Genomic DNA, 17,761 nt, shown 5'->3' with positions numbered 1-17,761 from the left:
GCAAACACCGAAATCGGCTCGGATTGGAACAGATAACGCGCGGCATTGATACAATAAATCCCGATATCTGGCAGCGTCCCGCCACCTGTTGCCGTTTTCATCCGGGTATTTGCGGCAGTGGCAAATGCAGGTAAAGCCGCCGCCTGAGCAAACCAACCTAAGCCGACTACTGCATAACGAATCTGGCTGGTAGTGCCATTGGACGTTTGAGTTGTCATTTACTTACTCCCAGATTAATTGCAGCCGACATCGCCGACTAAACCGATGAGAGTGCGGACGGGTGCATCAATCGATTTACGGGCTTGCGCTGTCGGAATTGCCGTCCAGCCAGATGCTAACAGTTTTTGACAAGTTGCCCAGCCTCTAGTGCCGTTAGCAATGGGATAATCGGGGCTACACAGGTGCGGAAATGCGGTATGGGGTTTCCAGGGGTGATAAGGTTCTAGGCGCAGATGTAGAGCTAGTGTGCCACCAGATCCAAACTTGGGCAGCCAACATAATTGTCCAGCCATTTATTTACAAGTCCTTATAGATTGAATCGGTCATTTTTTTGTCTAGATTGCGCTAGTCGTTCCAATCGATCGATTAGTGCAATCTTGCAAGTAAATTTAACATTACTTATATTCCTAAAGTAACCCATAAAAATTTAGAATTAACTCTATCAAAGGTAAGAGTGTTCGATCGGGAAAGGAGGATATTAAAAAGGACTGTTGGAGTTCCAACAGTCCTAAAATTAAGTTAAGTGTGAAGATATTTGCTCCCGGCTATTTAGCAGGTGCGAGCTGTTCTTGTAGTTTGCTTTTAGCTGTCTTAAATTCAGTAGCTAACCGTTCTTGCTGTTCATCGCTACAGTTGTTGCGAATTGCGGTAAACATGTCGCTTTCTTCTTGACGAACGTGATCTTGAACGGCATTCTTTAGCATTTCTACTTTAGCTTTGAAGTTACCGTCAGCAGCATTCATCGATTTGATTTCTGCTAACATCGTCTTCATTTCGGCTTGCTCGTCGTAGAGTTCTTGAGTGTTCCCATAAAATGGACGAACGACTGGATAAACTACTTGCTCTTCAGCCTCTGAATGTACGGATAGATCCTTATAAATTTGGGCGAAATATTCTTCGCACTTTTGAGGATCGTTGCTATTGGCAATTTCTGTAAATAGCATACTGACTTTATTATGATCCATCCGAATGATGTCTTGGATGTTCATGTCCGACTTATCGCTATTTTGAGTCACAGCACTGCCAATCACCCCAGAGAATGCTGCTAATGAATCTTGAACCCGCGCCCAAATTCCTTGATTAGCTTCCTGTCCGGTTAGTTCCCGAACGCCAAGTAATTCGATTACGCCTTTGAGTTGCTCTTCGTGAGCGCGATTCTCAAAATTAACGGTATTTAATGGTGTTAAAGCAGCTTCTACATCTGCACCGATTACTTGAGCGGCTTTGTGGAGCAAATAACCAGACATGAATTGTTCGTGCTTGAGCGATTCGTGATGAGCGACTTTTTCATACACTGTCAACTCAGAACCATCCATCAACTTAGTCACCTCATCAACCATCATTGTGACGGTTTCTTTAGGCTTGCCCGCGACACCATATTGAACCATAATGGTGTCTAAAATGCCCAGATTTTTTTTGTCATCGTCGAGCATTTTACTCAGGCGATGGCGAACTTCTTGGTCGTTACAAGCAGTAATCAGCTTTTCCTCGTTAGAGATTAGCAAGTTTTGGACTTCCTTAATCCCAGCTAGCTTGCTAGCAATTGCCGTACGTTTTGAATCTTCAAGTGTAATAGACATCGAGCGTTCTCCTTGCTAAGTATTGCTTCATCGATTGTCGATGAACTCTCTCTTTATTTAAGATAAAAGATCGCAGCCAATACCTCATCTCTCTAATGGTAGATAAGTTAGTTTGAAGCTGGGATGTATTCATTAAAATCAGGGCAAACTTACGCTCGCCCTCTAATTTGTAGATCTACATCCTCATTCGATCGATAAAACTAATTTATGCAAAAGATTTGCCAGCAGCACTCAAGGCTTTACCTGATTTTTGCAGTATGCCTTTAAACCCGCGTGGAGCATTAGCCGCAGCCGTAGTCGTCAGCTCGCCAATTTTGCCTAATAGCGCGCTGAGTTCGGTAGCTTTAACTTTATGACCTTTAAGGAGCTTTTTCAGATCCTTGAGTTCGGTCGCAATTTGCTGGAGACTGGCATCTTCAGATTTATGCAGGAGATCGTACCACCGCTCGATTTGTGCGATCGCTAATTTAAGCTCGATGCGATCGGGTTCTGTGTCGAGAGTATCCACCAGCTCATTTAAAGCATCATGCTGCTCGGTATCTTCGGCTTTAGCTAGAGATCGACCGACTTTTGTTAATTGCTTGCCTAAATGTTGTAGGGGTGTTTTGAATTCTGTTGCGGCTGCGCTGGCGATATTAGTAGTTTGTTCGCCCAGATGACCGATTAATTCGCCCAGCTCGTGTCCGGTGGCATCTTTGCGTTTTAAGAGCTTGTGTAATTCTTTCAATCCACTGGCAATTTCTTTAGCTGCTGGTTCTTTTAATCCATCGACTAATTTCTGAATGCCATCGATCGTTTTTAAAGCAGCATCGGGATCGATCGCACTCAAATCGCCCTGCAATACTTGTACCAATGACTCCAACTTTTGCGAAGGCTGGCTATCTGTTGACTCCGCACCCGCTTGAGCTGGTTTGGCAGTTTTTTTGGGTTCTTTAGCTCCATCTGCTAATTCCTGTGCTTCGGCTCCATTTTCAATCGAGTCCGATTGAGTCGATTCGCCCTTATCCTGAATCTGTCGTTGGCTAGCCATGATTCTAAATCCTCGATCGATAGATGATTAATCCCCAGCTTACAAAGCTTTAGCGGCGGTACCCTCGTTCTAAGGATGTAGGTACCAATCGTCCATTTGAGAGATGGGAGTTGGGAGTTTGGAGTTTGGAGTTTGGAGTTTGGAGTTTGGATGCGTGCGCCTTCCATCTCCCATCTCCCATCTCCCATCTCCCATCTCAATTAAGTCCAGTAGAGAATCTTAGCGTGGGGAAATCGTTGCGATAGCTCTCGCGTGAAGAAGCCGCGCAGTGACTTCATGATATCCGTGTCATAGACATACTTAATCCCACCAAATTTGTTGCGCTTGAGTACTCGCTCCGACTCATCCATCTCTAGCTTGCTCTGAGGATACCACTTAGTTAAAGTTTCCTTAGAGCCTGGTGTAAAGCGGTGCGAAATTAGCTCGAATGTCAAATCGCAATCAAAATCTAAGGCAGTCGCGATCGAGTCTAACAACTGAGTATAGTGCAACTCCCAATCTTCAATCGGCATAATCGGCGCAATTACCAGCCCCACAGGGTAACCACCACCCCCGCGTGCTGGGGGTAAAGCCAACTTCCGCACCGCCTGTAACCGCGCTGCAACGGTCGCCGTACCGCCCTCAAACCGCAGCGAAGCTGGTGCGGCATTGACACTGAACCGACAGCGAGTATGCCCGTTGTGAGGCAAATCTAACAGTGCATCCACCGCATCAAATTTGGACACCCAGCGCAAATATCCCTCTTTACGGGTACCAAAATAGCGGATACATTCTGCTAAACTACCCGTGAGATGCTCGATACCCAGCGGATCGGTATAGCAACTAACTTCAAAACTAGTCTGCTCGCCCACACGTTCGTAAGCTGCCAAATTTGCCAAAGTCTGCGGCAGATTGGCAAAAGCGCGAATGACAGGCGGCCCTTGCAGGCTCCCGGCTAAATAACAGTACTGACAGTGCGCTGGACAGCCTTCAGCGAGGTGAAATTGCCAGTCGGCAGAGGGGGGGATGGGACTAAGCTTAAAACTACTCGGAGGGGCTGTCACTACAGCTAGAGTGCGCTTGGAAATTTGATAGGTTTCACGATCGGTTTCACCCCGCAGTCCAGTCAGTCGGTTGTGGGGGAGGATTTCGATCGGTAAATTTAACGACTCAGTGCGGGCTAAAATCTGTTGTCCCCAAGGTTCGGCGATGGCTGCGGGGGTAAACAATACCTGCTCTGGCATCCAGAGTCGCGGTAGGCTGGCTGGAGCGGTAGTAGACTCAATTGCGATCGACACAATAATATTTGAGGCTTTTGGAACTATTTAAATTGTGACATTTTGAGGCGCGATCGAGTGGGGGTATTACTTGCGGATATCCTAACTTGCCATCTCTAACAGCTCGTTTTCACTACCTTTTATGCTCTGGTTGGTCTAAACTCCAGAAATATACGTCGATCTAAATTATCATCTGCTCGTTGGCGTAGCCTCTCCAGAGGAGAATCGAACTCAAATATATTTGATCCCATCATCTTTTCTTTGCCGCATGTTTTTATCACAGCTTTGGAAATTCTCGCGTCCGCATACAATTATTGGTACCAGTCTGAGTGTATTTGCACTGTACGCGATCGCGATTGCAACTACACACAGTTCGATCTCGGCACCGAGTATAATTCAAGTACTCGGAACTTGGATTGCTTGCCTGTTGGGAAATGTATATATCGTCGGACTAAATCAATTATATGATGTCGAGATCGATCGAGTCAATAAACCCGATCTGCCTTTAGCTAGTGGTAAGTTATCGATTACTCAAGGACAATGGATCGTCGGCGTGACTGGTATTCTCGCGATCGCACTTTCGCTCTTATTAGGTAAATGGTTATTTGGTACGGTTGCGCTCAGTTTAGCGATCGGTACTGCTTATTCTTTGCCGCCAATTAGGTTCAAACAATATCCATTACTCGCTGCTATTTGTATTCTGACAGTGCGCGGCTGTATTGTCAACTTGGGGATATTTTCGCATTTTAATCAGATCTTTACAGGTGGCGATATATTACCGCCGAGTATTTGGGTGCTGACTTTATTCATCCTGATATTTACCATTGCGATCGCGATTTTTAAAGATGTCCCCGATTTGGAAGGCGATCGGAAGTATCAGATTGAAACGTTTACAATTGTTTTGGGTAAGCTAGCCGTTTTCAATTTTACTCGCTGGGCAATTACGATCGCATATCTAGGAACGATTGGTGCTGGTGTCTTGATTTCCTCAACCATAAATCTGTGGTTCTTAATTATTTCGCATACAGTCTTGCTCGGTTTATTATGGTGGCGCAGTCAAGATATCGATCTAGAAGAACAAGCTTCGATCGCCAGTTTTTACCAATTTATCTGGAAGTTGTTTTTTTGGGAATATCTAATTTTTCCAATTGCATGTTTTAGGTTTTAGGTTTTAAGAATTATAGCAGTCCTAAATTATTTATGAGATGCGAGTTTTGTGTTGTTTTAACCGCAGAGGACGCAGCGATTCGCGTTCGTCGGGTTCCCCGACGGTTGAGCGAATCAAGACAGAGAGCGCGGAGAGGATAAAGGCAAGGACTAATCGATAATTTTAAAGCGGGAAGGTATTAGATTTTGGGTGACTTTATTTAGGAGTAATAATTTTGCAGACACCGCATAGTGGGTATCATTGGAATGGAATCGATCGGGATTTTTTTGAGGGGTGGTATTTTCGGGTGACTTTGCCGAAAATTAGAGAATCATTTGCATTTATGTACTCGATTGAAGACCCGTTAGGAGAGCGAGAGCGGAGTGGGGGAGCCGTGCAAATATTGGGGATCGACGAGCAATACTTAACCCACTCTTTTCCAGATGTAAATAAATTTTGGGCGGCTAAAAACGATTTAGGTTTAGGACATTGGGATGAGGCGAAATTAGCGACTTCACCGCAATTATTAGCAGTGGCTGAATTCGATCGTCAAATGACAGCAGGTTATCAAGTTACGGCGACTTTACATCAAGGATCTTTACCAGTCCAAGATTGCCGCTGGTGTTATCATACCGTTCCTGTATATGGCTGGGGACAGCCCCAGCAGCCCCAGCAAGCCACGGCGGGTTTGTTATCGTATCTGCCGATATTTGAACCGGGATGGCAGATTCTGATGGCGCATGGCTTGGCGACAGGCTGGATCGAATGGCGGGGTCAACGCTATGATTTTAATAATGCGCCAGCTTATAGTGAAAAAAATTGGGGTCGTTCGTTTCCCCAGAAGTGGTTTTGGGTTAATTGTAATAGTTTTAACGATACAGTTGGGCTAGCTATTACCGCAGGTGGCGGGAGACGTAAGGTATTATGGGCGACAGAAGAAGTCGGGATGATTGGCATTCATTATCGCGACAGGTTTTATGAATTTGTGCCGTGGAATTCGCAGATAAGTTGGCAAATTCAACCCTGGGGAGAATGGAAAATTCAAGCCAGAAATCTAGATTTTCAGGTAGAATTAATCGGGACGACCGATGCGCCTGGTACGATGGTAAGTACGCCGACAGAAAATGGTTTGGTCATGTGTTGTCGCGATACGCTCAAAGGTGTACTATCGATCGATCTTCGCACTCATCAGGGTACACAAATTATTCAAGCGAGTAGCAATAATGCTGGTTTAGAAGTCGGTGGCGATGGCTGGGATATTGCATGGTTAAAATAAATTTACTCCCTTCCCAGTATCAAATTAGATATCTAGATGCTTTGTTAAGCTCCTTTTTGTGGGCGATAGTTCATCTTCTTGACGAGTATTGTGTAGATAAGATTTTTAGTAAGCCGTGGCTCGGCGTTATCACTAGTTCTAGTATTTCGGTTGGAATATTCCTACTGATTCCATTTTTGAATATGACGGTGGTTATTCCGAACTGGAATATTTTAGGAATCTGCTTGATGACTGGGGCTATTATTCAACTCAGTCAATTATTCTACTTTCGAGCGTTAGATAATAGCGATTCTGGTACTGTTGCTGCTTACTGGAATATTACTCCCGTGCTGTTACCGATCGTTAGTTATTGGTTATTTGGATATTTAATTACTGGCAATAACTATCTGGGGATTATTTTATTAATTATTGCTTCGATCGGACTATGCGCGATCGATAAATTCAGTAGTAGATGGGATACACTTTATTTAATGTCGATCGCGGCTGGACTGCAAACCGTCGCCATGTTACTCGAAAAATATATTTTCGATCGCGCTGACTTTTTTGGAGCCTTTTTAGCGATTAATATTGGGATTATCGTTAGTGGATTAGCTGGTTTAGCCAGCACAGAAGTTAGAGCAGTATTAGTCCGAGACTTGCCAAAAATCAAGCAGGCTTTACCGATATTTATCGCAATCGAGCTAATTAATTGGGTAGCTCTTTATACCGGACAAATAGCAGTTAAATTGGGAGATCCAGCTTTAGTTTCGGCGATCGGAGCTTCGACTCCCGCCTATGCTTTTGGGTTATCATTACTGATAGCGATGTTTAGCCAACAGCTCGATGTTCATCCCGATTCGGCAGAGCCGAGGCTACGCCAACGACTCAGCCAACGGGATCGGCGAAAGTTACCAATGAAGTGGGGATTCGTGGGATTAATGATGGTGGGTGTTTGGTTGATTGGTGCGAGTGCTGAAAGTTAATCGTCGATCGGCAAGCAGGGAGCATCAGCAATTTTGATTAACCCAAGTTGCTAGTTGGGGGTTTTTAGTGGGGTGGGTGTTAGGTTTTAGCGAAAAGTGCGGGAACAGGGGTTTCCCCTGTCTTGACGCACACAAACGGGAGGGAACCTCCCGTTCGATGCACCGCAAGTAGAGCACCTTTTCAAGACAGCTATTAGGCTTTAGGTTTCATACCATGGCTAATACCCAATACCCAATACCCAATACCCAATACCTAATACCCAAATCTTTAACCTTGGTTGTAACTAGCAACTTGCGTTTTGATTATGAAAATTGAGATCCGATCTGATGGTAGTTTTTAAAAATAAAACTGTTGTAATCCGCATTCTGTCGTCAACAACCTGACAGCGTTGGCGGACTTGCGACTTTCGCGAAGTCGTAGCGTAGCCTCTGTCTTGACTAAAACACATGCTCCTCGACTCTCCGTGCGATCTCAGTAATCCAAAATCCGATTCAGATCCTCACGATGACTTGCTTGCTGTGGAGATATTCTTTAATCTCGGCGACAGTAAGTTCGCCATAGTGGAGTAAAGAAGCCAATAAAGCCGCCTCAGCGCGTCCCTCGGTGACGGCTTGATAAATATGTTCGCAATTACCCGCACCGCCAGAAGCAATCACAGGCACCTCGACAGATTCGGCGATCGATCTAGTCAGATCGAGGTCGTATCCTGCCTTAGTGCCGTCTGCATCCATGCTCGTGACTAAAAGCTCGCCCGCACCCCGTTTGGTGACTTCTTGCGCCCATTTGACCACATCTAGTCCGGTATTTTCCCGTCCGCCTTTAACGTAGACATCCCAACCGGGATTACTCGGATCGTGGCGACGTTTGGCATCGATCGCGACTACAATACACTGATTGCCAAATAAGTCGCTAGCATCGTTAATTAAATTAGGATTTCGCACTGCGGCAGAATTGAGGCTGACTTTATCCGCACCCGCACGTAATAAGTCTTTGATATTTGCTGGCGACTGAATTCCACCGCCGACAGTTAGGGGAATAAAGATCCGATCGGCGGTACGATAAACCACATCGATCATCGTACCCCGATCTTCATGAGTGGCGGTAATATCGAGAAATACCAGTTCGTCGGCTCCCGCATCGTTATAAATTTGCGCCAACTCTACCGGATCTCCCGCATCGCGCAACTCGACAAAGTTGACTCCTTTGACAACTCGTCCGGCTTTGACATCTAGGCAAGGTAGGATTCTTTTGGCTAGCATAATTTAGGGGATAGGGGATAGGGAATAGGGGATAGTTGGGAGATGAGAGTAAGAAGTAAGAAGTAAGAAGTTGGGAGACTGGGAGACTGGGAAGATTAAAACTCTAATCACTATCCACTATGCACTATCCCCTATCCACTACCCCCTACCTTCAAGAAGAGATTCTTGGGGAAGATCGGATAATTCAACGAGGACTTTATCGACGCGTTTACCATCCATGTCGATGATTTCAAAGCGGAGATTCCGCCAGATAAAATGTTCGCCGGAGATGGGTATTTTACCTAATTGCATGATGGTAAAACCGCCGAGGGTATGATAGTTGCCGCGATCGATCGCGTGTTCGGGAATGTCGAATTGTTCGAGTAATTCTTCAATCGAGAGCATTCCATCTAATAGCCACGAACCATCTTCGCGCTGAATAATTTGGGGTTCTTCGGGGTCTTCGTTAAAATCGGTAATATCGCCAAAAATCTCTTCAAATAGATCGTGCATGGTGACTAAACCTTGAATCACCCCATACTCATCGACTACCATCGCGATATGGGTGCCAAATTTCTTAAATTGTTCTAATACTTTTAAACCGCGCGTACTTTCAGGAATAAATAGTGGTTGGCTCAAAGATGCGGTCAGATTTATTTCTTCACCTTTGAGAGTTTGCGAGAGTAAGTCAGCCACATGTACGACTCCCAAAACGCGATCGAGTTCGCCTTCACAGACAGGTAATCTGGAATAATCGCTATCGATAATTTTTTCGCGGGTAATTGCAATGCGATCGTTGATATCAATCCAGGTAATATCTGGACGGGGAGTCATTAACGCACCAATTTTAAGATCGCCCAAACTGAGTACGCCTTGAACCATATCTTGCTCGGATTCCTCAAACATGCCAGTTTCGGTACCCTGTTCGATCATCACTTTAATTTCTTCTTCCGTCACTTCTGGCTGAGTGGAACGTTTAATGCCAAATAACTTGACTACAAAATTGGTAGAACGGCTTAATGCAAAGATTAATGGTGTCGATAATCGGGCTAAAAAATCGATCGGTCTAGCGACAAAACTCGCAATTGCTTCGGGACTATTGAGTGCAATTTGTTTGGGTACTAATTCGGCAATGACAATGGTAAGATATGTGATAATTGCAATCGCTAAAACCGAGGCGATCGGTTCGCTGTATTGCGGTGATAACCAGGTTTCTAGCTGTGGTGCTAGCAACCTCGAAATCGCACTTTCCCCCCGCGCGCCAGAGAGAATTGCCATTAAAGTAATCCCCACTTGGACTGTCGGCAAAAAGCGATCGGGTGTCATCGATAACTCTAATGCGATACCAGCCTTACGATCGCCGCGATCTGCTAATGCTTGCAATCTGACTTTCCGCGCTGAGACGATCGCCATCTCTGACATGACAAAGATACCATTAAGGACGATCAGCACAGAAACTAGCAATAATTCCGCAGGTAGGGACATGAAACCAAGAATGAAGGATGTCTAAAATAAATACTGTCTTCTAGTGTACTCGTTCGCGGCTAGTCTCTAGTGAGCTTTATCCTGACCCCGAATCCGTTCGGCGATCGCCAGGATGGCAAATTGTGGTAAAGCTAAGGCTCTGCGCCAGCGACTGGGTTCTTGCAGAATCCGATACAACCATTCTAGGTCGAGATTGCGAATGTATTGTGGTGCTCTATTTTTAACGCCCGACCAGACATCGAAACTACCGCCGACACCAATCCAAATAGCTTGAGGACATAGGTGAAAGTTATCTCTAATCCAAATCTCCTGACGCGGCATTCCCAACGCTACCAGGATGATTTTCGGCTGAGTTGCTTGAATTTGGCGTAATAGCTTAGACTCTGCTTCGGCATCTAAATAGCCATGTTCGACACCAGCAATTTTGAGATTCGGCAACTCGGTTTGCCACTTTTGCGCCGCCTGCTGGACGATTTGGGGTTTACCCCCATAGAAAAACACCGGGTATTGCTCTTGGTTGCCTGCCCAGCGCAATAAATCTTCACCCAGATCGATGCCTGCATAACGCGGTTGCACCACATTATGCAATTTTAATGCCATAATAATCCCCGATCCATCTGGGGTGACTAGTTGGGCATTATGAATGATGCTAGATAACTCTGGATCTCGATTGGCATAAATGACAATTTCGGCATTCATCGTCACTACATGGGTACCGATGCCATGTTGCAATCTATCGAGTAGCCATGAGACATAATCGTTAGATAGATGGACTGGTTGACCCAAAATTGGGAATTGTGGTAGAAGTTCAGACGGGCGATCGTCGGGCATGAAATTAACAGAGTGATTGGTTAATGCGTTCATTGGGAATGTGTGCAAGTCGATACTTGCGTGCAAATTGGCACCAGATTTGCACCAATGCAAAATGTTTGTTCGTGCATTATAAACTACACTAAAGACTGCCAATCTATTGGAGATCGTTCAATTGAGAGAGCAACCACTCATCTAATGGTTGCCCATCTTTGCGCTGTAGCTCGATTTCGATTGCCATTACCGATCGAGATCCGACGGGTGCGGGTTTTTTATTAAAGATAATGTCATAATCAGATGGTTCCTCATTGCGCTGTCTGAGCCAATCTTCTACTTTAGTTTTCGCAAATAAAGATTGTCCGCTCTCAAACATGCGATTAATTTGGAGTTGGATGCTATGAGGATTATGTTGTGCCATGCGATTGAGGGTGGGGTTGTAGATCTAAAATTAAAACCGGGATAGTAATTGTGGTGAAATACTAGGATTGGTGACTGAGATCGTGGGAGATCGTGCTACCACTGCACTAAAATCGAACCACACTCCCTAGACTAATTTTACCCATTCTCACACCGATCGATGATATTTATTGGATTTGTTTGCTGTTTGGCTCTCTATGTTGCCTGTAATCTGGGTGCGAATGATGTTGCCAACTCGATGGGTACTTCCGTTGGCTCGAAGGCAATTACGCTCAAACAAGCGATCGCGATCGCGGGCGTTTTAGAATTTACAGGTGCGGTATTATTCGGACGACAGGTATCTTCAACTTTAGCCATCAGTATCGCCAATCCCGATTTGTTTATCACTCAGCCGCAGACATTACTGCTGGGGATGATTGCGGTACTAATTAGCTGTGGGCTATGGTTGCAGATTGCCACTACCAAAAAGTTGCCCGTGGCTTCTTCTCATGCGGTTGTCGGTGCGATCGCGGGATTTAGTTGGGTGGCAGCAGGCACGCAAGCGGTAAAATGGTCATCACTCGGCGAAATCTCCCTCGCTTGGGTATTGACACCCCTAGTCAGTGGGGCGGTAGCTGCGGGCTTTTATTTACTCATCAAACGGTGGATTTTAGAGCAGCCCCAGCCGCTAATTCAACTCGATACCTGGATGCCCTGGTTATCGCTGATTTTGGTGGGCGTATTTGGGGTAATTGTCTTACCCACGGTAGTAGAAACTCTTCCACCCACCTTTTTACCCGCCGTCCCCCGTCACGATTTTAGCTTGGGATTGGGCGGACTGGCCGCGCTGGCAATTACCCTCATCGGCTGGCGCAAATTGTCCCGCGAGACTGTGGCTGTCGAATCAGTCGCCAGCGAGGGCGTGAGCGTCGTTATCGAGCGACAATTAGCTCGGTTTCAACTGCTGAGTGCTTGCTTTGTTGCCTTCGCGCATGGCTCCAACGATGTCGGTAATGCGATCGCCCCTTTAGCCACCATCCTCTATATTCAAAATACTGGTAGCGTCCCCCAATCTAGTCTAGAAATCCCCTTATGGGTATTAGTTCTCGGCGGTGTCGGGATCGTCACGGGTTTAGCAATTTGGGGCAAACAAGTCATCGCCACCATCGGCGAAGGCATTATCAAACTCGAACCCAGTAGTGGATTTGCCGCAGAATTAGCCACCGCCGCCACGATTTTAATCGCATCGAGTTACGGACTACCCGTCTCGACTTCGCACGCCCTAGTGGGTGCGGTAGTGGGCGTAGGCGCGATTAAAAATTGGCGATCTCTAAGTCTCGATACCCTCAAATCGATCGGTTTAGCGTGGGTAGTCACAATTCCGATCGCGACTGCGCTCAGTGCAGGGATTTTTACCGTATTGCGCTACTTTTTTAGTTAGGTTTTGAACTTTGATTTAAATGATTTGATGATGGACTATGATGAGGTACGTTTCTTAATCGTAGTCGATTCTGTTAATCATTTAAATCACAGCTCAGACATTATGCTATCCTAGCTCTTTAAATGACTTTGATAAACTATGATGCTGTCTCTAGCAAGAAGAACGCTTATGGACAAAAATATATAATTGATTTCCCCTTGAGTCGTGAGGATAAAACTGCTACGATCCATAGTGTATGGATTGTTAGAAGTAATGAGAATTTCCCACGGTTAATTACTTGTTATGTTCTCTAGCCTGTAACTGAGATGATGAAATTACTTGATGTGGTTGCCTTATTACAAGATATGCCAGAACTAGATCTGATTCGGGGTCAGGTTGGTACTATCGTCGAGCAGTACGAGCCAGACGTATTTGAAGTTGAATTTTGCGATGCTAATGGTCGCGCTTACGCTTTAGAAACATTGGGTGCTAGTGTGTTAATGATTTTGCATCATCAACCAAAAGAATTGGCGATCGCGTAAAGCCGATCGAGAAAAAGTTGGCCGAGAAAAAGTTACTGCAAGGCAACACTATTTTAGCTCGATCTCGATCTCCATTTCACTAATTCTTCTTCAACATATTTCCGCACCTGTTTGTCGGGGTCATTTTTGGATCGATCGACTAATAAATCTAGCACTTCAGATCGATCGGGATAGTTTTTTATAATAGCTTTCAATGCAGTTAGACGAGGATTATATTCGTATTCGGTAAGATGCTGCCGTTGAAAGGGATCGTCAATCACAAGGCCAAGGTAGCGTTTCTGGATCGTTTCGCCAATACTGCGCGATCGCTTTTACCAGTATGTCTCGAAAGTCCCAATCATCTCTAAGCCAAGGTAACGTATCGGGATTATTTTGTCGCTTCTGCACGACCGTTGTTGCAATTGTATCTCCAACATCCCAATCATCATCGTGTTGAGTGAGAGATTTTAAATATGGTAAGGTTTCTAGCTCGTCTTTTGCACTTTGAATTATTGCCGCTACTGCTATTTTTGTAGCTCCCCAAAGCATTAACCAGTCAAGCATCGTATCAAAATCTTATTGTAATTAACCCACTATCGATCGAATGATGTAAAGTATTCATGAAAAAATCCGATCGATCTCGGCACTAAATCCAGGTAATAATGGCGAAGTTAACGTATCGCCAGCTAAAAGTGTCGCGACTAATTGCAACTGTGCATCGGTGCGCCGATAGATTTCTAGAGTTTGTAATTGCCAATTTACAATCCAATATTCCTGTACGCCATAACGAGAATATAACTTCAATTTGATACTTTTATCGCGCTGTTCGTTTTGCGCGCCCGAAGAGAGAATTTCTACTACTAACTCTGGTGCGATCGTAAAGTGTCCCGCTTCATCGATACCGCGATCTAATCGCGCTTGACTCGCCCATACGACATCGGGAATTACGGCATCTGTCGGGGTGAAAACTAAACCAGGAGCCTGAACGCTGCTACCCAATTGCGTTGCTTCCGACCAGGTTTCCAGCCGCATGTGGATTTTACCTGCGACTCTTTGATGGCTGAAATGAGGGGCACGAGTCACAAATAGTTCTCCTTCGATAATTTCATGGCGCAACCAGCCACCATCGTCGGGCATGGCATCGAGATCTGCGGTTGTCCAATAGAGAGAATTCGCAACCATCGGTTTTACCTAGTAAGGCTTGTTCTTATGTTAGCTCATAACAATTATCATAGAGAATAGAACCATCTCAGATCGACATTCTCAGTGCCCCAAAATTTAGATCCCGCCGAGAGTAACCCCCCGCCACTGGTAGGTACTGTCATCGCCGTTCAAGCTAATTTCTGCAATGTGCAGATCGATCCAGATGTGCCCGAAGTGGGCGGAAAATTAATCTTATGTACCCGTCGCGCGCGGCTGCAAAAAATTGGTATTAGTGCCATTGTCGGCGATCGGGTGACGATCGATGAAATCGATTGGCAAGGTTTAAAGGGTGTCGTAATTGATGTGTTCCCCCGTCATAGTTTACTCGATCGACCGCCTGTGGCTAATGCCGATCGGATCTTACTCGTCTTCGCGCTTGCCGAGCCAGCCCTCGATCCGTTTTTGTTGAGCAAATTTCTGGTCAAGGCAGAATCGACGGGCTTACAGGTCAGCCTGTGTCTGAATAAGAGCGATTTAGTCAGCGACAAAGAGCGACAGGAATGGTGCGATCGGTTGGGGGAGTGGGGGTACCTGCCGATCGTCATCAGCGTCGAAACGGGGCTGGGTGTGAAGGAATTACAAGTAGAACTCGATCGCCAAATTACCGTATTTGCAGGACATTCTGGGGTGGGTAAATCGAGCTTAACTAATGCGTTAATTCCCGATTCTAATATTCGAGTGGCGACAGTTTCGGGCAAACTCAGTCGCGGGCGACATACGACTCGTCACGTTCAATTATTTACGATGCCCACGGGGGGATTAATTGCCGATACGCCAGGATTCAATCAACCAGATATTGCGTGCGCGCCGACGGAATTAGCTGGATATTTTCCAGAGATACGTCAGCGATTGACGACGGGAAATTGTCAGTTTAATAACTGCACCCATCGCGACGAACCCAATTGTATCGTGCGGGGCGAGTGGGAAAGATACCCTCATTATCTAGAATTTCTGGCAGATGCGATCGCCTGGGAACAGCAATTACAATCTCAGCCCAAACTCGAAAATAATCTCAAACAAAAAAGCAGCACTGGCAAAAAGAAATTCGAGCCAAAGTTAGACTCCAAATATCGCCAAATTGCCCGACACACCTTACTGCAATCGCAGGGTAAGCTATCCGATGAATTCGATGACGACTAGTAAGAAAAAATCTGTTCGATCGAGACTGAAACAATTAGGTAAAAATGTCCGCCAATCGCTATCGGTATTTCGCTACAGTCGTAAAGCTGTAGATTTAGTGTGGACGACTAGCCACGCGCTGACGATATCACTGGCAATCTTCACACTCGCGGGGGGACTATTACCGAGTGCGATCGCGTTTGTGGGTAAATTAATCGTCGATAATGTGGTGTTAGCAAATCGGACTGGTTTGCAAGTGGATCGTCAACATGCGCTGATGTATGTGGGTGTAGAAGCGATCGCGATCGTGTTACTCGCCGCTACTCAGAAGGGTTTGGTAGTATGCCAATCCCTATTAAGAGTACTGCTAGCCCAACGGGTAAATGAATCGATTCTCGAAAAAGCCCTGACTTTGAATCTGTCACATTTTGAAGATTCCGAATTTTATGACAAGATAACTCAGGCGCGATCGCAAGCCTCCAGCCGCCCGTTATCCCTGATTACCCGCACGTTTGGGCTGTGTCAGTCCGCCCTAACCCTAATTACCTTTAGCGGCTTACTGTGGCGATTTTCGGGGTGGGCGGTAGTGGTGCTAATTGTCGCGGCAATTCCGGCGTTTATTGCCGAAACCAGATTTTCGGAACACGCCTTTCGGTTGTTCCGCTGGCGATCGCCAGAAACCCGCCAACAACATTATTTAGAGACGTTATTAGCGCGAGAAGATTATGCCAAGGAGGTGCAGCTTTATCAGCTCGGTGGAATGCTATTAGAGCGGTACCGCAACATCTTTAATCTCCTGTACGAGGACGATCGCAATCTGACGATTAAGAAGGGCTTCTGGGGCTATTTACTGGGCTTATTGAGTACGGTGGCTTTTTATGGAGCTTATGCCTGGATTGTGATTGAAGCGATCGCGGGCGTAATTACGCTGGGCGAAATGACGATGTATTTGGTGGTATTCAGACAGGGACAAGCCACTTTTGCATCGGCTCTAACTTCGATTGGGGGGATGTATGAAGATAATCTATATCTTGCCAATCTTTACGAGTTTTTAGACCAACCGATCCCCCAATCTCAGGGGCGAATAACTCAAGGACTTGTCAAAGATGGGATTCGCTTTGAAAATGTTTCGTTTAGTTATCCTGGTAGCGATCGACCTGTTTTAAATAATATCTCATTACATTTACCACTAGGCGAAAAACTCGCGATCGTTGGTGAAAATGGTTCGGGTAAAACAACCCTAATTAAATTATTAACCAACCTGTATCAACCCACCAACGGCAGAATTTTACTCGATGGCGTAGATTTACAAGACTGGGATGTTGACGTATTGAGACGCAGAATTGGCGTAATTTTCCAGAACTTCGTTCAATACCAATTTACCGTCGGTGAAAATGTCGGTGTCGGCGATGTCGAGCATTTAGACGATCGCAAGGAATGGCAAATTGCCGCGAGTAAAGGCATGGCAACACCCTTTATTGATGTATTACCAGAAAAGTTCGATACCCAGTTAGGAAAATGGTTTAAAGGCGGACAAGAATTATCGGGCGGACAATGGCAAAAAATCGCCCTCGCGCGGGCTTTTATGCGATCGGATGCGGATATTCTCATTTTAGACGAACCCACAGCGGCGATGGATGCTGAAGCCGAAATGAACATTTTCAATCATTTTCGATCGCTCACCCAAGATCGGATGGTAGTATTAATTTCCCATCGCTTTTCGACTGTCAGAATGGCCGATAAAATCATCGTCATGGCAAATGGTGAAATTATCGAGCAAGGCTCTCACGAGCTATTGCTAAAAGCTGGGGGTAGATACGCTCATCTCTTCTCGCTCCAAGCCGCAGGTTACCAATAAAGGCATGAATTAATTTCAAATATTTACTTGGTAATCCAAACTATGCTCGTCGCCTGGTAAGCCTCGGAAACCCCAATTATGTTTGGGAGTTTCAAAGATTGTAATTTCCAAATCGAGATTAGATATGCCTAATTCTTTGTCTAATCGCTCGAACAATAACCGAATCAGTTGCTTTTTAGCCGCGATTGTCCGACCTTCAAACATACTCAATTCGATAATTATATAGCGATCGGTGCGACC

20 protein-coding genes and 1 pseudogene are annotated in these 17,761 nt (G+C 45.5%); 8 read left to right on the top strand and 13 right to left on the bottom strand.

The window, feature by feature from the left end; genetic code table 11:
• From Q0R35_RS15050 to Q0R35_RS15030, 5 genes and pseudogenes are all read right to left on the bottom strand, one after another.
• Positions 1 to 218, bottom strand: a pseudogene (locus Q0R35_RS15050) (hypothetical protein); the annotation flags it as partial.
• Between the two features lie 15 nt (positions 219 to 233).
• On the bottom strand, positions 234 to 512 hold the full coding sequence (locus Q0R35_RS15045; RefSeq protein ID WP_295619988.1) for a hypothetical protein: 279 nt from the start codon (positions 510 to 512) through the stop codon (positions 234 to 236).
• Between the two features lie 252 nt (positions 513 to 764).
• Complete coding sequence (locus Q0R35_RS15040) at positions 765 to 1,799, bottom strand: hemerythrin domain-containing protein (RefSeq protein WP_295619985.1); 1,035 nt, start codon at positions 1,797 to 1,799, stop codon at positions 765 to 767.
• Between the two features lie 205 nt (positions 1,800 to 2,004).
• A complete protein-coding gene (locus tag Q0R35_RS15035; protein WP_295619982.1) occupies positions 2,005 to 2,829 on the bottom strand; it encodes a hypothetical protein in 825 nt (274 codons plus the stop codon).
• A 200-nt stretch (positions 2,830 to 3,029) separates the two neighbouring features.
• The gene (locus Q0R35_RS15030) at positions 3,030 to 4,052 is read right to left on the bottom strand and encodes a spore photoproduct lyase family protein (RefSeq protein ID WP_366944906.1); all 1,023 of its coding nucleotides are present in this window, start codon (positions 4,050 to 4,052) and stop codon (positions 3,030 to 3,032) included.
• Positions 4,053 to 4,353: 301 nt separating this feature from the next.
• Between Q0R35_RS15030 and Q0R35_RS15025 the strand changes: the two genes are divergently transcribed.
• The 3 genes from Q0R35_RS15025 to Q0R35_RS15015 all read left to right on the top strand — a co-directional run bounded on the left by Q0R35_RS15025 (position 4,354) and on the right by Q0R35_RS15015 (position 7,470).
• Positions 4,354 to 5,253 carry a homogentisate phytyltransferase gene (locus tag Q0R35_RS15025; protein WP_295619976.1) on the top strand — a complete coding sequence of 300 codons (900 nt, stop codon included), beginning with the start codon at positions 4,354 to 4,356 and terminating at the stop codon, positions 5,251 to 5,253.
• Between the two features lie 214 nt (positions 5,254 to 5,467).
• Positions 5,468 to 6,508 carry a tocopherol cyclase family protein gene (locus tag Q0R35_RS15020; RefSeq protein ID WP_366944903.1) on the top strand — a complete coding sequence of 347 codons (1,041 nt, stop codon included), beginning with the start codon at positions 5,468 to 5,470 and terminating at the stop codon, positions 6,506 to 6,508.
• The gene (locus Q0R35_RS15015) at positions 6,496 to 7,470 is read left to right on the top strand and encodes an EamA family transporter (RefSeq protein ID WP_295619973.1); all 975 of its coding nucleotides are present in this window, start codon (positions 6,496 to 6,498) and stop codon (positions 7,468 to 7,470) included. Before Q0R35_RS15020 ends, Q0R35_RS15015 begins: the two co-directional genes overlap by 13 nt.
• 492 nt (positions 7,471 to 7,962) lie before the next feature.
• Here the strand turns inward: Q0R35_RS15015 and hisF are convergent, their stop codons facing one another.
• The 4 genes from hisF to Q0R35_RS14995 all read right to left on the bottom strand — a co-directional run bounded on the left by hisF (position 7,963) and on the right by Q0R35_RS14995 (position 11,422).
• Complete coding sequence (gene hisF / locus Q0R35_RS15010; protein WP_366944902.1) at positions 7,963 to 8,730, bottom strand: imidazole glycerol phosphate synthase subunit HisF; 768 nt, start codon at positions 8,728 to 8,730, stop codon at positions 7,963 to 7,965.
• A 138-nt stretch (positions 8,731 to 8,868) separates the two neighbouring features.
• On the bottom strand, positions 8,869 to 10,194 hold the full coding sequence (locus Q0R35_RS15005; protein ID WP_295619970.1) for a hemolysin family protein: 1,326 nt from the start codon (positions 10,192 to 10,194) through the stop codon (positions 8,869 to 8,871).
• A 66-nt stretch (positions 10,195 to 10,260) separates the two neighbouring features.
• The gene (locus tag Q0R35_RS15000) at positions 10,261 to 11,058 is read right to left on the bottom strand and encodes a WecB/TagA/CpsF family glycosyltransferase (RefSeq protein WP_295619966.1); all 798 of its coding nucleotides are present in this window, start codon (positions 11,056 to 11,058) and stop codon (positions 10,261 to 10,263) included.
• Between the two features lie 103 nt (positions 11,059 to 11,161).
• On the bottom strand, positions 11,162 to 11,422 hold the full coding sequence (locus Q0R35_RS14995) for a hypothetical protein (protein ID WP_295619963.1): 261 nt from the start codon (positions 11,420 to 11,422) through the stop codon (positions 11,162 to 11,164).
• 159 nt (positions 11,423 to 11,581) lie between these two features.
• Here Q0R35_RS14995 and Q0R35_RS14990 point away from each other — a divergent pair, with 159 nt between their 5' ends.
• The 3 genes from Q0R35_RS14990 to Q0R35_RS14985 all read left to right on the top strand — a co-directional run bounded on the left by Q0R35_RS14990 (position 11,582) and on the right by Q0R35_RS14985 (position 13,362).
• Positions 11,582 to 12,841, top strand: a complete 1,260-nt coding sequence (locus Q0R35_RS14990) for an inorganic phosphate transporter (protein WP_295619960.1) — start codon at positions 11,582 to 11,584, stop codon at positions 12,839 to 12,841.
• A gap of 122 nt (positions 12,842 to 12,963) precedes the next feature.
• Complete coding sequence (locus tag Q0R35_RS19580; protein WP_366944901.1) at positions 12,964 to 13,134, top strand: DUF6883 domain-containing protein; 171 nt, start codon at positions 12,964 to 12,966, stop codon at positions 13,132 to 13,134.
• A gap of 15 nt (positions 13,135 to 13,149) precedes the next feature.
• A complete protein-coding gene (locus Q0R35_RS14985; protein ID WP_366944905.1) occupies positions 13,150 to 13,362 on the top strand; it encodes a DUF4926 domain-containing protein in 213 nt (70 codons plus the stop codon).
• A gap of 53 nt (positions 13,363 to 13,415) precedes the next feature.
• Here the strand turns inward: Q0R35_RS14985 and Q0R35_RS14980 are convergent, their stop codons facing one another.
• Genes Q0R35_RS14980 through Q0R35_RS14970 form a run of 3 tightly spaced genes read right to left on the bottom strand, consistent with a single transcriptional unit; the run spans position 13,416 to position 14,523 of the window.
• Entirely contained in the window at positions 13,416 to 13,622 is a 207-nt protein-coding gene (locus Q0R35_RS14980) for a hypothetical protein (protein ID WP_295619954.1), read from the bottom strand.
• Positions 13,615 to 13,905 (bottom strand): hypothetical protein, encoded by a 291-nt coding sequence (locus Q0R35_RS14975; RefSeq protein ID WP_295619951.1) that lies wholly within the window; start codon positions 13,903 to 13,905, stop codon positions 13,615 to 13,617. The genes Q0R35_RS14980 and Q0R35_RS14975 overlap by 8 nt, the downstream gene beginning before the upstream one ends.
• A gap of 54 nt (positions 13,906 to 13,959) precedes the next feature.
• On the bottom strand, positions 13,960 to 14,523 hold the full coding sequence (locus tag Q0R35_RS14970; RefSeq protein WP_295619948.1) for a Uma2 family endonuclease: 564 nt from the start codon (positions 14,521 to 14,523) through the stop codon (positions 13,960 to 13,962).
• 84 nt (positions 14,524 to 14,607) lie between these two features.
• Here Q0R35_RS14970 and rsgA point away from each other — a divergent pair, with 84 nt between their 5' ends.
• Positions 14,608 to 15,684 (top strand): small ribosomal subunit biogenesis GTPase RsgA, encoded by a 1,077-nt coding sequence (gene rsgA, locus Q0R35_RS14965; protein ID WP_295619945.1) that lies wholly within the window; start codon positions 14,608 to 14,610, stop codon positions 15,682 to 15,684.
• Entirely contained in the window at positions 15,674 to 17,521 is a 1,848-nt protein-coding gene (locus Q0R35_RS14960; protein ID WP_366944904.1) for an ABC transporter ATP-binding protein, read from the top strand. The genes rsgA and Q0R35_RS14960 overlap by 11 nt, the downstream gene beginning before the upstream one ends.
• A 15-nt stretch (positions 17,522 to 17,536) precedes the next feature.
• Here Q0R35_RS14960 and Q0R35_RS14955 read toward each other — a convergent pair.
• On the bottom strand, positions 17,537 to 17,761 hold a 225-nt coding region (locus tag Q0R35_RS14955; RefSeq protein WP_295619940.1), incomplete at its 5' end, for a tautomerase family protein.

This window comes from Chamaesiphon sp. GL140_3_metabinner_50 (genome assembly GCF_025361915.1).
In the GTDB taxonomy this organism is placed as follows: Bacteria; Cyanobacteriota; Cyanobacteriia; order Cyanobacteriales; family Chamaesiphonaceae; genus Chamaesiphon.
This window is presented reverse-complemented; position numbering and strand designations above follow the sequence as displayed.

Excerpts from the sequence above, each read along its gene's own strand:
- Q0R35_RS14995 (WP_295619963.1), bottom strand. The coding sequence starts at position 11,422 with ATGGCACAACATAATCCTCATAGCATCCAACTCCAAATTAATCGCATG.
- Q0R35_RS14990 (WP_295619960.1), top strand. The coding sequence starts at position 11,582 with ATGATATTTATTGGATTTGTTTGCTGTTTGGCTCTCTATGTTGCCTGT.
- Q0R35_RS14970 (WP_295619948.1), bottom strand. The coding sequence starts at position 14,523 with ATGGTTGCGAATTCTCTCTATTGGACAACCGCAGATCTCGATGCCATG.
- Q0R35_RS15040 (WP_295619985.1), bottom strand. The coding sequence starts at position 1,799 with ATGTCTATTACACTTGAAGATTCAAAACGTACGGCAATTGCTAGCAAG.
- Q0R35_RS15000 (WP_295619966.1), bottom strand. The coding sequence starts at position 11,058 with ATGAACGCATTAACCAATCACTCTGTTAATTTCATGCCCGACGATCGC.
- Q0R35_RS15005 (WP_295619970.1), bottom strand. The coding sequence starts at position 10,194 with ATGTCCCTACCTGCGGAATTATTGCTAGTTTCTGTGCTGATCGTCCTT.
- Q0R35_RS14985 (WP_366944905.1), top strand. The coding sequence starts at position 13,150 with ATGAAATTACTTGATGTGGTTGCCTTATTACAAGATATGCCAGAACTA.
- Q0R35_RS14960 (WP_366944904.1), top strand. The coding sequence starts at position 15,674 with ATGACGACTAGTAAGAAAAAATCTGTTCGATCGAGACTGAAACAATTA.
- Q0R35_RS15015 (WP_295619973.1), top strand. The coding sequence starts at position 6,496 with ATGGTTAAAATAAATTTACTCCCTTCCCAGTATCAAATTAGATATCTA.
- Q0R35_RS14975 (WP_295619951.1), bottom strand. The coding sequence starts at position 13,905 with ATGCTTGACTGGTTAATGCTTTGGGGAGCTACAAAAATAGCAGTAGCG.
- hisF (WP_366944902.1), bottom strand. The coding sequence starts at position 8,730 with ATGCTAGCCAAAAGAATCCTACCTTGCCTAGATGTCAAAGCCGGACGA.
- Q0R35_RS19580 (WP_366944901.1), top strand. The coding sequence starts at position 12,964 with ATGACTTTGATAAACTATGATGCTGTCTCTAGCAAGAAGAACGCTTAT.
- Q0R35_RS15045 (WP_295619988.1), bottom strand. The coding sequence starts at position 512 with ATGGCTGGACAATTATGTTGGCTGCCCAAGTTTGGATCTGGTGGCACA.
- Q0R35_RS15030 (WP_366944906.1), bottom strand. The coding sequence starts at position 4,052 with ATGCCAGAGCAGGTATTGTTTACCCCCGCAGCCATCGCCGAACCTTGG.
- Q0R35_RS15025 (WP_295619976.1), top strand. The coding sequence starts at position 4,354 with ATGTTTTTATCACAGCTTTGGAAATTCTCGCGTCCGCATACAATTATT.
- Q0R35_RS15035 (WP_295619982.1), bottom strand. The coding sequence starts at position 2,829 with ATGGCTAGCCAACGACAGATTCAGGATAAGGGCGAATCGACTCAATCG.